Below are 14,338 nucleotides of genomic sequence, written 5' to 3'. Positions count from 1 at the left end.
AGCCGAGTCGGACGGCGTGAAGGCGCCGCCTGAGGGTGACAGGGTGTGATCTTCTTCGCGGCTAAATCGCCTCGAAAGGGACAATCAACCCTGGAACCGGTACTCCTCGAGGAGTCGGCGCCCAATGATCATTTTCTGGATCTCGGCGGTACCTTCACCGATCAACAGCATCGGTGCCTCCCGGTAGAGGCGCTCGATCTCGTACTCCTTGGAGAAGCCGTAACCGCCGTGGATACGGAAGGCGTCCTCGACGACTTCCTTGCAGTACTCGGAGGCGAGGTACTTCGCCATCCCTGCCTCCAGGTCGTTTCGTTCCCCGGAGTCCTTTTTGCGGGCTGCGTTGACCATCATCGCATGGGCGGCCTCGACCTTGGTGGCCATTTCGGCCAGCTTGAACTGGATCGCTTGATGCTGAGCGATCGGCTTTCCGAAGGTCTGGCGCTGCTGTGCATAGGAAACGCCCAGCTCGAATGCACGCTGCGCGACTCCGCAGCCACGGGCCGCGACATTCACCCGGCCGACCTCGACGCCGTCCATCATTTGGTAAAACCCTCGGCCGGTGGTGCCGCCCAGCACTCGATTGGCCGGAATGCGCAGCCCGTCCATGATGAGTTCGGTGGTATCGACACCCTTGTAACCCATTTTGTCAATTTTGCCGGGAATGGTGAGTCCGGGCCGCACTTCACCGAAACCGGGCTCCTTCTCCACCAGGAACGTCGTCATCGACTTGTGCGGAGCGGTTCCCTCGGGGTGGCCTTCGTCACTCCGGCACAGCACGGCGACGAGCGAGGACGTACCCCCGTTCGTCAGCCACATCTTCTGGCCGTTCAGGACGTACTCCTCGCCGTCCCTGACGCCCTTGGACGTGATCGCCGAGACATCGGAGCCCAGCCCCGGCTCGGACATCGAGAACGCGCCACGGACCTCGCCCAGTGCCATCCGCGGCAGGAACGTGTCCTTCTGTTCCTGGGTGCCGTGCTGCTTGAGCATGTAGGCCACGATGAAATGCGTGTTGATGATTCCCGACACGCTCATCCAGCCGCGGGCGATTTCCTCCACGCACAGTGCGTAGGTGAGCAGCGACTCGCCCAGCCCCCCGTACTCCTCCGGAATCATCAGTCCGAACAGACCGAGTTCCTTGAGGCCCTCGACGATCTCGGTCGGGTACTCGTCCCGGTGCTCCAGCTGGGTCGCGACCGGAATGATCTCCTTGTCGACGAAGTCCCGGACCGTGGAGAGGATTTCCTGCTGGACATCGTTGAGGCCCGAGGTCTGGGCAAGTCGCGTCATGGCTACTTCTCCGCGTTCTTCTGGGAAGGCTGGTTCAGCTCGGGACGGCCGGGCTGCTCCCCGCCGCGCTCCTTGATGTACGTCTCGGTGGGGACCATCACCTTGCGACGGAACACGCACACGAGCGTGCCGTCCTGCTTGTACCCCCGGGTCTCCACGTGGACGATTCCCCGGTCGCTCTTGGACCTCGACGGGGTCTTGTCCAGCACGGTCGTCTCGCCGTAGATCGTGTCGCCGTGGAAGGTCGGGGCGACATGTTTCAGCGACTCGATCTCGAGGTTGGCGATCGCCTTCCCGGAGACGTCCGGAACGGACATGCCGAGCAGCAGCGAGTAGATGTAGTTGCCGACGACGACGTTCTTGCCGAAGTCGGTCGTCCGTTCCGCGTAGTTGCTGTCCATGTGGAGCGGGTGATGGTTCATGGTCAGCAGACAGAACAGGTGGTCGTCGTACTCGGTGACCGTCTTTCCGGGCCAGTGCTTGTAGACCGCGCCGACCTCGAACTCCTCATAGGTGCGTCCGAACTGCATGTCAGGCCTCCGGCGCTTCGAACTTGGTGGTGCGCTGCATCCCGGCCGCGCGGCCCTTGCCCGCGATGACGAGTGCCATCTTGCGGCTGGCCTCGTCGATCATCTCGTCGCCGAGCATCTCCGAGCCCTTCTTGCCGCCCTTCTCCGAGGTGCACCACTCGTATGCGTCGAGGATCAGCTCGGCGTGGTCGTAGTCCTCCTGGGTGGGCGAGAAGACCTCGTTGGCGGCCTCGACCTGGCCGGGGTGCAGCACCCACTTGCCGTCGAAGCCCAGCGCGGCCGCACGGCCGGCGACCTCGCGGTAGGCGTCCACGTCCCGGATCTGGAGGAAGGGGCCGTCGATCGCCTGGAGGTCGTGCGTACGGGCCGCCATCAGGATGCGCATCAGGATGTAGTGGTACGCGTCCGCGCCGTACCCGGGCGGCTGCTGCCCGACGACCAGGGTCTTCATGTTGATCGACGCCATGAAGTCGGCCGGGCCGAAGATCAGGGTCTCCAGACGGGGCGACGCGGCGGCGATGTCGTCGATGTTCACCAGGCCCTTGGCGTTCTCGATCTGCGCCTCGATGCCGATCCTGCCGACCTCGAAGCCCATCGTCTTCTCGATCTGGGTGAGCAGCAGGTCCAGGGCGACGACCTGCTGGGCGTCCTGCACCTTCGGCAGCATGATGCAGTCCAGGTTCTGGCCCGCGCCCTCGACGACCGTGACGACGTCGCGGTACGTCCAGTGCGTCGTCCAGTCGTTGACCCGGACGGCCCGGGTCTTGCCCGTCCAGTCGCCGTTGTTCAGCGCGTCGACGATGGTGTGCCGGGCGCCCTCCTTGGCCAGCGGCGCGCAGGCGTCCTCCAGGTCGAGGAAGACCTGGTCGGCCGGGAGCCCCTGCGCCTTCTCCAGGAACCGCGGGTTCGAGCCGGGTACGGCCAGGCACGAGCGGCGCGGACGCAGGCGGTTGACGGCAGTCATGCGGGGACCTCCAGGGGGTCGAGCTTGTTGGCTTTCCGGATCTCGTCGACGATACGGCCGATGATCTCCGTGATACCGAAATCCTTCGGGGTGAATACGGCGGCGACTCCGGCCCAGAGCAGGGCCGCGGCATCGGCGGGAGGAATGATCCCACCCGCGATCACCGGAATGTCGGTGGCGCCCGCCTCGCGCAGCCGGGTCAGCACGTCGGGGACGAGTTCGGCGTGCGAGCCGGACAGGATCGACAGACCGACGCAGTGCACGTCCTCGGCGAGGGCGGCCGAGACGATCTGCTCGGGGGTCAGCCTGATCCCCTGGTAGACGACCTCGAAGCCGGCGTCGCGGGCCCGTACGGCGATCTGTTCGGCACCGTTGGAGTGCCCGTCCAGGCCGGGCTTGCCGACCAGCAGCCGCAGCCGCCCGGCGCCCAGGTCGGCCGCGGTGCGGGCGACCTTCTCGCGGACCAGGGCGAGCGGTGTGCCGGCCTCTGCGGTGACCGCGACCGGGGCCGACGAGACACCCGTCGGCGCCCGGAACTCGCCGAAGACATCGCGCAGCGCCCAGGACCACTCGCCGGTGGTGACACCCGCGCGGGCGCACTCCAGGGTCGCTTCCATCATGTTCTCGGTGCCCGCGGCGGCCTTCTTCAGTGCGGCCAGCGCGTCGGTGGCACGGGCCTCGTCGCGGTTGTCGCGCCATTCGTGGAGGGCGGTGACGACCCTGGCCTCATTGGCCGGGTCGACCGTCATGATCGCCCCGTCGAGGTCGGCGGTGAGCGGGTTCGGTTCCGTCGTCCCGTGGATGTTGACCCCGACGATCTCCTCCTCGCCGGCCTCGATCCGGGCCCGCCGGGCGGCGTGCGAGGAAACCAGCTCGGACTTCAGATAGCCGGACTCGACGGCCGCCATGGCGCCGCCCATCTGCTCGATCCGGGCCATCTCGGCGAGCGATTCGGTGACCAGCTCGTCCACCTTCGCCTCGATGACATGCGATCCGGCGAAGATGTCCTCGTACTCCAGCAGATCGCTCTCGTGCGCGAGGACCTGCTGGATACGGAGCGACCACTGCTGGTCCCAGGGCCGGGGCAGGCCCAGCGCCTCGTTCCAGGCCGGCAGCTGGACGGCCCGGGCGCGGGCATCCTTGGACAGGGTGACGGCCAGCATTTCGAGGACGATGCGCTGGACGTTGTTCTCCGGCTGGGCCTCGGTCAGTCCGAGCGAGTTGACCTGGACGCCATAGCGGAAGCGGCGCTGCTTGGCGTCGGCGATGCCGTAGCGCTCGCGGGTGACCTGGTCCCAGATGCGGCCGAAGGCGCGCATCTTGCACATCTCCTCGATGAAGCGGACGCCCGCGTTCACGAAGAACGAGATCCGTGCCACGACGTCCCCGAACTTCTGCTCGGGCACCTGGCCGGAGTCGCGTACGGCGTCCAGGACCGCGATGGCCGTCGACATGGCGTACGCGATCTCCTGGACCGGAGTGGCCCCCGCCTCCTGCAGGTGGTAGCTGCAGATGTTGATCGGGTTCCACTTCGGGATGTGGTTGACCGTGTACGTGATCATGTCGGTGGTCAGCCGCAGGGAGGGCCCGGGCGGGAAGACGTGTGTCCCGCGCGAGAGGTACTCCTTGACGATGTCGTTCTGCGTGGTGCCCTGGAGCCGGGCGACGTCCGCGCCCTGCTCCTCCGCGACCACCTGGTAGAGCGCCAGCAGCCACATCGCGGTGGCGTTGATGGTCATCGAGGTGTTCATCTGCTCCAGGGGGATGTCCTGGAACAGTCGGCGCATGTCACCGAGGTGCGACACGGGCACGCCGACCCGGCCGACCTCGCCGCGGGCGAGGATGTGGTCGGGGTCGTACCCGGTCTGCGTCGGCAGGTCGAAGGCGACCGACAGACCCGTCTGGCCCTTGGCGAGGTTGCGGCGGTAGAGCTCGTTGGACGCCTCGGCGGTCGAGTGACCGGCGTACGTCCGCATGAGCCACGGGCGGTCCTTCCGGGGGCGCGTCATCTCAGACGTCCCGGAAGCGGTTGATGGCGTCGATGTGCTTCTCGCGCAGCTCCGGGTCGCGCACGCCCAGGCCCTCGCGCGGCGCCAGCGCCAGGACCCCGACCTTGCCCTGGTGGAGGTTGCGGTGGACGTCGTACGCGGCCTGACCGGTGTCCTCCAGCGAGTAGACCTTCGACAGCGTCGGGTGGATCTTGCCCTTGGCCACCAGGCGGTTGGCCTCCCACGCCTCGCGATAGTTGGCGAAGTGCGAGCCCACGATCCTCTTCAGCGACATCCACAGATAGCGGTTGTCGTACTCGTGGTTGTAGCCGGAGGTCGAGGCGCAGGTGACGATGGTGCCGCCCTTGCGGGTCACGTAGACCGAGGCGCCGAACGTCTCGCGGCCCGGGTGCTCGAAGACGATGTCCACGTCCTCGCCGCCGGTGAGTTCACGGATGCGCTTGCCGAACCGCTTCCACTCGCGCGGGTCCTGGGTGTGCTCGTCCTTCCAGAACTTGTAGTCCTCGGCGTTGCGGTCGATGATCGCCTCGGCGCCCATCTTCCGGCAGATGTCCGCCTTCTGCTCGCTGGAGACGACACAGATCGGGTTGGCGCCACCCGCCAGGGCGAACTGCGTGGCGTAGGAACCGAGTCCGCCGCTCGCGCCCCAGATCAGCACGTTGTCGCCCTGCTTCATACCGGCGCCGTTGCGCGAGACGAGCTGGCGGTACGCGGTGGAGTTGACCAGCCCAGGGGCCGCGGCCTCCTCCCAGCTGAGGTGCTTCGGCTTCGGCATCAGCTGGTTGGACTTGACGAGCGCGATCTCCGCGAGGCCGCCGAAGTTGGTCTCGAAGCCCCAGATGCGCTGCTCGGGGTCGAGCATCGTGTCGTTGTGGCCGTCCGAGGACTCCAGCTCGACCGAGAGGCAGTGCGCGACGACCTCGTCGCCGGGGTGCCAGGCGTTGACGCCGGGGCCGGTGCGCAGGACGACGCCCGCGAGGTCGGAGCCGATGACGTGGTACGGCAGGTCATGGCGCTTGGTGAGCTCGCTGAGCCTGCCGTAGCGCTCCAGGAAGCCGAAGGTGGACAGCGGCTCGAAGATCGAGGTCCACACGGAGTTGTAGTTCACCGAGCTGGCCATGACGGCGACCAGCGCCTCGCCGGGCCCGAGTTCGGGCACCGGCACCTCGTCGACGTGCAGCGACTTGCGGGGGTCCTTGTCGCGGGTGGCGAGTCCCGCGAACATCTCGGTCTCGTCCTTGTGCACGGTCACCGCGCGGTACGACTCGGGGATGGACAGGGCCGCGAAGTCCGCGGCCGTGCTGTCCTGCGATTGGATCGCGTCCAGGATTTCCTTCACGGTGTGCCTCCGGCGGAAGGGGCGCTGAGGGAACGCTTGAGGATCCCTGCGAGCAGAAGGGGAGCTGTGGTGGGGAGGTGCTGCCGTCGGTTCGGCTGGTACGGCTGGCTTGCTCTGTGGAGCAGAAGGTGTGCCTGTGACGCAGGCGTCCGGGCGCGCACGCACATGGCTTGCGGGGACAGCCGGCGTACGTGAGGTCTCAGTACGCCGGCCGCCCGGACAACTTCAACGTATGGCACTCCGTGACACCTGGCAAGGCACTGGGTGCCAACAATTTCCCTCGGTTGTCACCCGCCGGGCACGCATGAGCAGGGGGAGGGGTGTTTTGGGTGGTTCCGTCCGCTCGGGTGGGGTCAGGAGGAGAGGCGGCGCACGTACGGAGTCGTGGTGCTCAGCTCCAGAAACCCGAGGCGTCGGAGGATCGGGCAGCTCTGGTCGGAGGCATCGACCTGGAGGTAGCCGTAGCCGCGCTCCGCCGCGATCCGGGCGCGGTGGGCGACCAGGGCCCGGTAGATGCCCCTCCCGCGCCACGCCTCGACCGTTCCGCCGCCCCAGAGGCCCGCGAAGCCCGTTCCCGGGTACAGCTCCATCCTGGCCGAGCTCACCGGCTCGTCGCCCGCCATCGCGAGGACGCCGGCAAAGCTGTCCGGGGCCTCGGCCAGCCTGGCCAGGACCTGATGCCGCAGTCGGGAGCCGTCCGCATCGAATGCCTGCTCGTGGACGCGGGTCATCAGGTCGACGTCGTCCTCGTCACGCACCATGCGCAACCGGACGCCCTCGGGCAGCTCCACCACCGTCGAGAGGTCCGTGACCGGGGCGACCAGCAGGGTCTCCGGCTCCGACGCCTCGAAACCGGCCGCCAGCAGCCGCTCCGCCAGATCCGCCGGCCGGTCGTGCGCGTACAGCTTCCACTCGAATGCGTCGTGCCCCAGTGCCGTGTAGCACGCCACCTGTGCCGCGATCGCCGCGTCCGCCCGTGCGGCGTCCAGGTCCGGGGCCGACCAGACGACCCCGTTCCAGTCGTCGGCCGAGCCGACCTGCCGTACGACACCGTCGGCGCGCTCGACGCGGACGCCGGGGCCGTCGGGGCGGGCGCGCTCACGCATCTCACCGTCGAAGAGGGACAGGAGTGTGTCGTGCTCAGAGCGTGTCATCCGCACACCCCAGCACCGGGTGCGATGGGCGGCAACCGGGTTTCCGGTACGGGGCAGGGGGCAGCGGCCCCGTCCGTCGAGCGGGGCCGGCCCGGCCGTTCAGCGGCTCTTGAGCGCCTGCTGGATCGTGTGCATCACTTCGTCGAGCGGGGCGTCCGTCCGCGCCACCGCGACCAGTACCTCGCCCTGGGAGGCCATCGTGGCGGCCGGCTGCCTCGCCGGTTCGGCACCGGCGATCCGGCCCGCCCCGATGCCGGTCCCGAACGTGTCGCGGACGATCGCGAAGGCATGGTCGAGCTGGGCCTCCACGTCGCCCTCACCGCCCGCCCGCAGCCAGCGGCGCAGCACATGGTTGTGCGCGGTGACGACGGCGGACGCCGCGACCTCCGCGAGCAGCGGGTCGTCATTGCCGACCTGGTGGTCGCGCTCGTCGAAGTGGCCCAGCAGATAGCGCGTGAACAGCCGCTCGTAGCGGGCCACCGAGGCGATCTCGGCCTCGCGCAGGGTGGGGACCTCGCGGGTCAGCTTGTAGCGGGCCACGGAGACCGCGGGCTTCGCCGCGTACATCTTCATGACTTCCTTGATGCCGCGGCAGACGGTGTCGAGCGGATGCTCGTGTGCGGGGGCGGCGTGGAGGACGGCCTCGGCCCTGACGAGGGTGTCGTCGTGGTCCGGGAAGATCGCCTCTTCCTTGGAGCGGAAGTGCCGGAAGAAGGTCCGCCGGGCGACCCCCGCGGCGCCCGCGATCTCGTCGACCGTGGTCGCCTCGTACCCCTTTGTGGCGAAGAGTTCCATGGCCGCGGCGGCCAGTTCGCGGCGCATTTTGAGCCGTTGGGCGGCGGCACGGGTGCCTGCGGCACTCTCCTGGGCTTCGGGCGCGGCGGAGACACGGGGGGACCTGGCAGGCTGGGACATGGTGTGAACGTACTGCATCGGTGCGGGTGACTGCGCCCGTGGGGGCGGGCCGCCCGACGGGTCGAGCAGCCCTCCCCACCCGGCTCCCGGCTCAGCGCCGGGCATATTCGCGGAAGCCGCGCCCCGTCTTGCGGCCGAGGCAGCCCGCGGCCACCAGATGCTCCAGCAGGGGCGCCGGGGCCAGGCCCGGGTCGCGGAACTCGCTGTGCAGCACCTTCTCGATGGCGAGCGAGACGTCCAGGCCCACGACGTCGAGGAGCTCGAACGGGCCCATCGGGTAGCCTCCGCCCAGCTTCATCGCGGCGTCGATGTCGTCGAGGCTCGCGTAGTGCTCCTCGACCATCTTGATCGCGTTGTTGAGGTACGGGAACAGCAGCGCGTTGACGATGAAGCCGGCCCGGTCCCCGCAGTCCACCGGGTGCTTGCGGATCTTGACGCACACGTCCCGGACGGTGGCGTGCACATCGTCGGCGGTCAGCACCGTACGGACGACCTCGACCAGCTTCATCGCGGGCGCCGGGTTGAAGAAGTGCATCCCGATGACGTCCTGCGGGCGCGAGGTGGCCCGGGCGATGGCCACGACCGGCAGCGACGAGGTGGTCGTGGCAAGCGCCGCGCCCGGCTTGCAGACCTTGTCCATCGTCCCGAACAGCTGCTGCTTGACCGAGAGGTCCTCGGCGACCGCCTCGACCGCCAGATCGACATCGGCGAAGGCGTCCAGGGAACCGGCGGTGGTGATCCGCGACAGGGTCTCGTCCCGTGCCTCGGCGGTCATCCGCCCCTTGGTGACGGAACGCTCCAGCGACGTGGCGATCCGGCCCTTCGCCGTGTCCGCCTTCTCCGGGCTGCGGGCCGCCAGCACCACGTCGTACCCGGCCTTCGCGAAGACCTCCGCGATCCCCGAGGCCATCGTCCCGGAGCCCGCGACACCCACGGACCCCACGGTGCGCCCGCCGTCCGCCGCTGCGCTCCCGGACGGGGTGAGCGCATCCGGCACCACGGTCGGGCTGCCCGCCTCGGCATACGTGTAGAAGCCGCGGCCCGACTTGCGGCCGGTCAGCCCCGCCTCGCTGAGCTGCCCGAGGATGGGGGCCGGGGCGTGCAGCCGGTCGTGCGACGCGGAGTACATGGCCTCCAGGACGGTGCGGGCGGTGTCGATCCCGATCAGGTCGAGCAGGGCGAGCGGGCCCATCGGCAGGCCACAGCCCAGCTTCATCGCCGCGTCGATGTCCTCACGCGACGCGTAGTTCGCCTCGTACATCGCGGCGGCCTGGTTGAGGTACCCGAACAGCAGCCCGTCGGCGACGAAACCGGGCCGGTCGCCGACCGCGACCGGCTCCTTGCCCAGGCTGCGGGCGAGCTCGGTGACCGCCTCGACGGCCGGCGGCGCGGTCAGCACCGAGGAGACCACCTCGACCAGCTTCATGACGGGCGCCGGGTTGAAGAAGTGCATCCCGATCACCCGCTCGGGATGCAGCGACTCGGCGGCGAGCCGGGTCACCGACAGGGCGTTGGTCCCGGTCGCCAGGATCGCGGTGGGGGAGACGATCGCGTCGAGCTCCCGGAAGACCTGCTGCTTGAGCTCGTACGACTCGGGCACGACCTCGATGACCAGCTCAGCCTCCGCGGCGGCCCGGAGGTCGCCGGAGGTGCGGAACCGGGTGAGGATCTCGCTCCGCTCCTCCTCGGTGATCCGCTCGCGCCGCACGGCGCGGGCGGTGGCTGCTTCCAGGGTGGCGACGGCCTGACGGGCGGCCGCGCCGTCGATGTCGATACCGATGACCTCGTGGCCTGCACGGGTCAGGACTTCGGCGATGCCGGTTCCCATGGTGCCGAGACCGACGACGGCGATGGTGCTGAGCGGGGTGTCCATCACGGGACTCCAGAGAATGAGTGACGGCTGTGAGGAGGCACGGCGCGCTGAGGGGATGAAAGGGCGCAGGGCGTGCGGGAGTTGCGTGTCGTGGTGCTCAGGACCGGGGCGCGCGGGGCACGCCCGGACCGGGAAGGGGCGACGGACTCTGTCCCGGAGTCACGTCTCACGATGCTGCCGAACCGACAAGCACTCCGGGTGGCTGCGTCACCAGGCCACCGGAGCCGACGGGAGTGTGTCCCGCTCACATGAGCTTAACCGGTCGGTAACGAGCGCGCCAGCCCCGGATTCCTGTGCTTCGGGTCACACGCACGGTCGTCGTCGATACGCTGACGGTCATGGACGAGGAGTTCCGGTCGCTGGTGGACCGGCTGGCGCAAGAGGCGGGGGAGCCGGCAGCCTACCGCGGGCTGCTCGCCACCGATGACCACGAGGAACTGGCCCGGGTCCTGGTGGAACCCGACCGCCCGCTGTGGGCCCGGGAACTCGCCGCGTTCCGGCTCGGCTGCGACGGCGACCGGCGGGCCTTCGAGACGCTGGTCCTGCTGCTCAACCACCGCGACCCGGAGCGCTGCGTGAGCGCCGCCCACGCCCTGGCGCGCCTCGGCGACCCCCGCACGCCCCGGGCCGCCGCCGCACTGGCGACGAACACCCTGCGCACCGCCTACGCCCTGCATCCGGTGCGGCTGCTCACCACGCTGCGGGCCCCGGAGTCCGTACCGGCGCTGATGAGCACCCTGGGGCGCCTCCTGGCCTCGGACGAACCGCACTGGCGGGTCGCGCTCGCCTGTGTGGAAGGGCTCGGCCTGCTCGGGGACCGGCAGGCCCGCCCGGTGCTGGAGGCGGCCCTGCCGCACCCGCGCCTGGGTGACGCGGCACGCGACGCCCTCAGCCGGCTGCCGGGGCAGAGGGGATGAGCGTGCGCACCCAGCGCACCTAGGGCGCAGGGCCGGGCCCGGACCGTGGACGTGCCGCGGGCCGTCGTGGCGCATCCGCGCCGTGACGACCCGCGGGTGATGTCGGCCAGAGGCCGTGTGCCGTCAGCCGCGGAAGCCCAGCAGCCTGTGCAGGATGCTGCCCCTGGTGGCGGACTCCGCTCCCCGGGCCGACTTCGGGGCCGCTTGGTCGGTCAGCGGCTGCGGGTCCGGGGACTTGGCGCAGAAGGCGTCCGGGTCGGCGCGGCTGCCCTTCGCGCGCGGGACGGCGCCCTTGGCGAGATAGTCCGCGAGGTAGGTGTCCAGGCAGTCGTTCCCGCTCAGGGTGATGCCGTGGTTGCCGCCGCCCTGCTCGACGACCAGCCGGGAGCCGTGCAGTTGGCGGTGGAGGGTGATTCCGCCCTCGTACGGCGTGGCCGCGTCCTCGGTCGCCTGGAAGAGCAGCACCGGCGGCAGGCTCCTGTTGGTGACCCGGACCGGGTTCAGCGGTTCCACCGGCCAGTCGGCGCACGGCGCGTTGTACCAGGTGTTGTTCCAGGTGTAGAAGGGTGCCTTGGCCTGGACGCGCCAGCTGTCGTTGCGCCAGGTGCTCCAGGGGCGGGGCCACTCGGCGTCGCGGCACTGCACGGCCGAGTAGACCGCATACCCGTTGTCGCCCTTCGCGTCGACCGCGCCGTACCTCTGGTACGCCTTCACCAGCGCGTCCTCGTCATGGTCGTTCACATAGGCCGCGAACGCCTCGGCCAGGGAGGGCCAGTAGCCGTTGTAGTAGCCGCCGGGAAGGAACGTGTCCTCCAGTTCGGCCGTCCCGACCTTGCCGCCCGCGGGGCGCGCCCCGACGGCCTTCCGCATCGCGTACCAGGCGGCCTCGACCTCCGCCGGGTCGCTGCCGAGCCGGTAGCTGCTGTCGTGCTTCGCCACCCAGGCGGCGAACGCCTTGTGCCGGGCGTCGAAGGCGTAGTTCTGCCCGATGTTGTCGTCGTACCAGACGCCGTCCGGGTCGACGTTCGAGTCCAGCACCAGACGGCGCACCCGCTCCGGGAACAGCTTGGCGTACACCGCGCCGAGGTAGGTCCCGTAGGAGTAACCGAAGTAGTTGATCTGCCCGGAGCCGGTCGCCTCGCGGATCACGTCGAGGTCCTTGGCCGCGCTGACGGTGTCCATGTACGGCAGGAGATCCGGGTACTTCTGCCCACAGGCCTCGGCGAACGAACGGGCCCGGTTCCGGTTGGCCTCCTCGACGCCGGGCGCATCCGGCACGGAGGCGGGGCGCGGCGGCTCGAAGTACTTCGGTACGCAGTCCAGCGCCGGCCGGCTCTTCCCGACGCCGCGCGGGTCGAAGCCGATCACGTCGTACTGCGCGGCCACCGCCTTCGGCAGCGAGGACGCCACGAAACCGGCCATCGACAGCCCGCTGCCCCCGGGGCCGCCCGGATTGACGAACAGAGGGCCCTGGAAGGTCGTCGCGGTGTGCGGGATCCGGGACAGGGCGAGGGTGATGCGGCGACCCGACGGATCGTCATGGTCGAGCGGAGAGCTGACCGATGAGCACTGCAGCCTCGGATACGTCTTGGTGGGGCAGTCGGTCCATGTGAGCCGATCCGGTGCGTGCCGCGCAGCGGTCTCGGCGGTGGCCGGAGCGGCGGTCACCAGGCCGGCGACCGTCACACCGGCGGCGAGCAGAATTCCTGGACGCTTCGTCATATGGCCTCCCGTGGTGGGGGAATGCGGCTGCACGGGATGCAGCCCCCGCCGCATGCTCCCCACATCGATGCCCGGATGGACCTGTTCTGTCGAGAGTTGACCCAATTGCCTGTGCGGACGGGTCGGGCATCCCGCAGTCACGAGCGTCTGGAGACCACGGATTCAAGCCGAGTTGAGGAGTGGTTCACGTCGCCTGTCGCCCTCGCACGGCTCTGGCGTATGCGATGGCCGTCCGCGCCGAGGCCGGCCACCGCTCGATGACACCATGGATCCGCGCTGTCGAGCGCGAGCTCAAGCGGGCGGCGTGACCGAAGACCACACGCCGAGCCACTGTTCGGCGCCGTACGCCTCGAACCGTTCCAGTTCGGTGAACCCGAGCTTCGCCGCGAGGCGCATCGAGCGGGTGTTGGCGGTCTGGGTGTAGAGCACCACCGGCTCACCGGGCAGCGCGCCGGCGAACCAGTCGAGTGCCGCCGTGCACGCCTCGGTGGCGTATCCGCGTCCCCACGTCCCCGGCAGGAACAAGTATCCGAGTTCGGTCCCCCCGGCCTCCGGACGGTTCCCCGGACGCTCGGGGTCGTGCGGGTCGAGCTGGAGGGTGCCGATCGTCGCTCCGTCGAGCTCGACCATGAAGAAGCCTGGGCGCCGCCCGGGCACCTCGGGCACCGTGCGTTCGAGTTCGGCGCGCGGTCGAGGGCCGCCGAGGTAGGTGCCCACCTCTGGCGAGGCGCTCAGCTCAATGACTGCCGCGCGGTCCCGGGCCTCGGACTCGCGGAGTACGAGCCGCTCGGTCCTGATCGGGGCAGGTGGCCAGGCGAGGGGTCTGGGGTCAGCCATGCCGGCCAACCTAGCCACCGAGCTTGGAAGCGATCAAGGCTCGCGTACCGATCAGGCCACCGACCGGACCCTCACGCTCACGAGGTGCGGCAAGCAGGCTCGGCGCTCAGCGATGTGGACACTGGCCGGAGAAGGGAACGCGTATTCCATTGATCATTTCGCCCCATTCGTCCCATCCCGATTTTGAGCGGACTGCCGGAGATGGTTGGCTCGGCACACCCGAACAACCAAGTGCTGGAGGAGCAGGCATGGCGCAGGTCGAGGCCACGACGGAGCGGGTCATCGCGGCGGACGCGGAGACGGTGTTCGACGCGCTGGCCGATTACCAGGAGACCCGGAGGAAGGTGCTGCCCGGACACTTCAGCGAGTACGAGGTGCGCGAGGGCGGTGACGGCGAGGGCACCCTCGTCCACTGGAAGCTCCAGGCCACCAGCAAGCGGGTCCGTGACTGCCTGCTGGAGGTCACCGAGCCCACCGACGGGCAGCTCGTGGAGAAGGACCGCAACTCCTCCATGGTCACCACCTGGATCGTCACTCCGGCCGGTGAGGGCAAGTCGAAGGCGGTCGTGTCGACCGTCTGGAACGGTGCGGGCGGCATCGGCGGATTCTTCGAGAGGACCTTCGCGCCCAAGGGTCTGGCGAGGATCTACGACGAACTGCTGCAGAACCTCGCCGCCGAGGTCGAGAAGTAGCCGAGGCCGGGAAGTAGCCAGGACCGGGAAGTAGAAGAGACCGGGAAGCGGCTTCCCGGTCTCTTGATCGGTCTCACCGGATCGGGTGGTTCTCCC

The 14,338-nt window shown here is 69.2% G+C and carries 12 protein-coding genes; 2 read left to right on the top strand and 10 right to left on the bottom strand.

The features are described from left to right. Positions 1-84: 84 nt before the first annotated feature. From AB0L71_RS13720 to AB0L71_RS13685, 8 genes are all read right to left on the bottom strand, one after another. Positions 85-1,290, bottom strand: a complete 1,206-nt coding sequence (locus AB0L71_RS13720) for an acyl-CoA dehydrogenase family protein (protein WP_365242033.1) — start codon at positions 1,288-1,290, stop codon at positions 85-87. Between the two features lie 2 nt (positions 1,291-1,292). After that, positions 1,293-1,820 carry a MaoC family dehydratase gene (locus tag AB0L71_RS13715; protein WP_365242031.1) on the bottom strand — a complete coding sequence of 176 codons (528 nt, stop codon included), beginning with the start codon at positions 1,818-1,820 and terminating at the stop codon, positions 1,293-1,295. A gap of 1 nt (position 1,821) precedes the next feature. Continuing rightward, positions 1,822-2,784, bottom strand: coding sequence for a CoA ester lyase (locus AB0L71_RS13710; protein ID WP_365242029.1), 963 nt, complete (start codon positions 2,782-2,784; stop codon positions 1,822-1,824). Next, positions 2,781-4,793 (bottom strand): protein meaA, encoded by a 2,013-nt coding sequence (locus tag AB0L71_RS13705; RefSeq protein ID WP_365242027.1) that lies wholly within the window; start codon positions 4,791-4,793, stop codon positions 2,781-2,783. The genes AB0L71_RS13710 and AB0L71_RS13705 overlap by 4 nt, the downstream gene beginning before the upstream one ends. Position 4,794: 1 nt before the next feature. Then, positions 4,795-6,132 (bottom strand): crotonyl-CoA carboxylase/reductase, encoded by a 1,338-nt coding sequence (gene ccrA / locus AB0L71_RS13700; protein ID WP_365242025.1) that lies wholly within the window; start codon positions 6,130-6,132, stop codon positions 4,795-4,797. A gap of 353 nt (positions 6,133-6,485) precedes the next feature. Then, positions 6,486-7,286, bottom strand: a complete 801-nt coding sequence (locus tag AB0L71_RS13695; RefSeq protein ID WP_365242023.1) for a GNAT family N-acetyltransferase — start codon at positions 7,284-7,286, stop codon at positions 6,486-6,488. Positions 7,287-7,385: 99 nt separating this feature from the next. After that, the gene (locus tag AB0L71_RS13690) at positions 7,386-8,201 is read right to left on the bottom strand and encodes a TetR family transcriptional regulator (protein WP_365242021.1); all 816 of its coding nucleotides are present in this window, start codon (positions 8,199-8,201) and stop codon (positions 7,386-7,388) included. 91 nt (positions 8,202-8,292) lie between these two features. Next, positions 8,293-10,074 carry a 3-hydroxybutyryl-CoA dehydrogenase gene (locus AB0L71_RS13685; RefSeq protein WP_365242019.1) on the bottom strand — a complete coding sequence of 594 codons (1,782 nt, stop codon included), beginning with the start codon at positions 10,072-10,074 and terminating at the stop codon, positions 8,293-8,295. A gap of 338 nt (positions 10,075-10,412) precedes the next feature. On the opposite strand from AB0L71_RS13685, the gene AB0L71_RS13680 reads away from it, so the two are divergent. After that, positions 10,413-10,991, top strand: a complete 579-nt coding sequence (locus AB0L71_RS13680) for an adenylosuccinate lyase (RefSeq protein ID WP_365242017.1) — start codon at positions 10,413-10,415, stop codon at positions 10,989-10,991. Positions 10,992-11,114: 123 nt separating this feature from the next. Here the strand turns inward: AB0L71_RS13680 and AB0L71_RS13675 are convergent, their stop codons facing one another. Both AB0L71_RS13675 and AB0L71_RS13670 read right to left on the bottom strand, forming a co-directional pair. Continuing rightward, positions 11,115-12,713 carry an alpha/beta hydrolase gene (locus tag AB0L71_RS13675; protein WP_365242015.1) on the bottom strand — a complete coding sequence of 533 codons (1,599 nt, stop codon included), beginning with the start codon at positions 12,711-12,713 and terminating at the stop codon, positions 11,115-11,117. Between the two features lie 291 nt (positions 12,714-13,004). Further along, entirely contained in the window at positions 13,005-13,550 is a 546-nt protein-coding gene (locus tag AB0L71_RS13670; RefSeq protein WP_365242013.1) for a GNAT family N-acetyltransferase, read from the bottom strand. Positions 13,551-13,798: 248 nt separating this feature from the next. Between AB0L71_RS13670 and AB0L71_RS13665 the strand changes: the two genes are divergently transcribed. Further along, a complete protein-coding gene (locus AB0L71_RS13665) occupies positions 13,799-14,242 on the top strand; it encodes an SRPBCC family protein (RefSeq protein ID WP_365242011.1) in 444 nt (147 codons plus the stop codon). Positions 14,243-14,338 lie beyond the last annotated feature (96 nt).

Origin of the sequence: Streptomyces sp. NPDC052052 (assembly GCF_040680455.1) — a bacterium.
Classification (GTDB): Bacteria; Actinomycetota; Actinomycetes; order Streptomycetales; family Streptomycetaceae; genus Streptomyces.
This window is presented reverse-complemented; position numbering and strand designations above follow the sequence as displayed.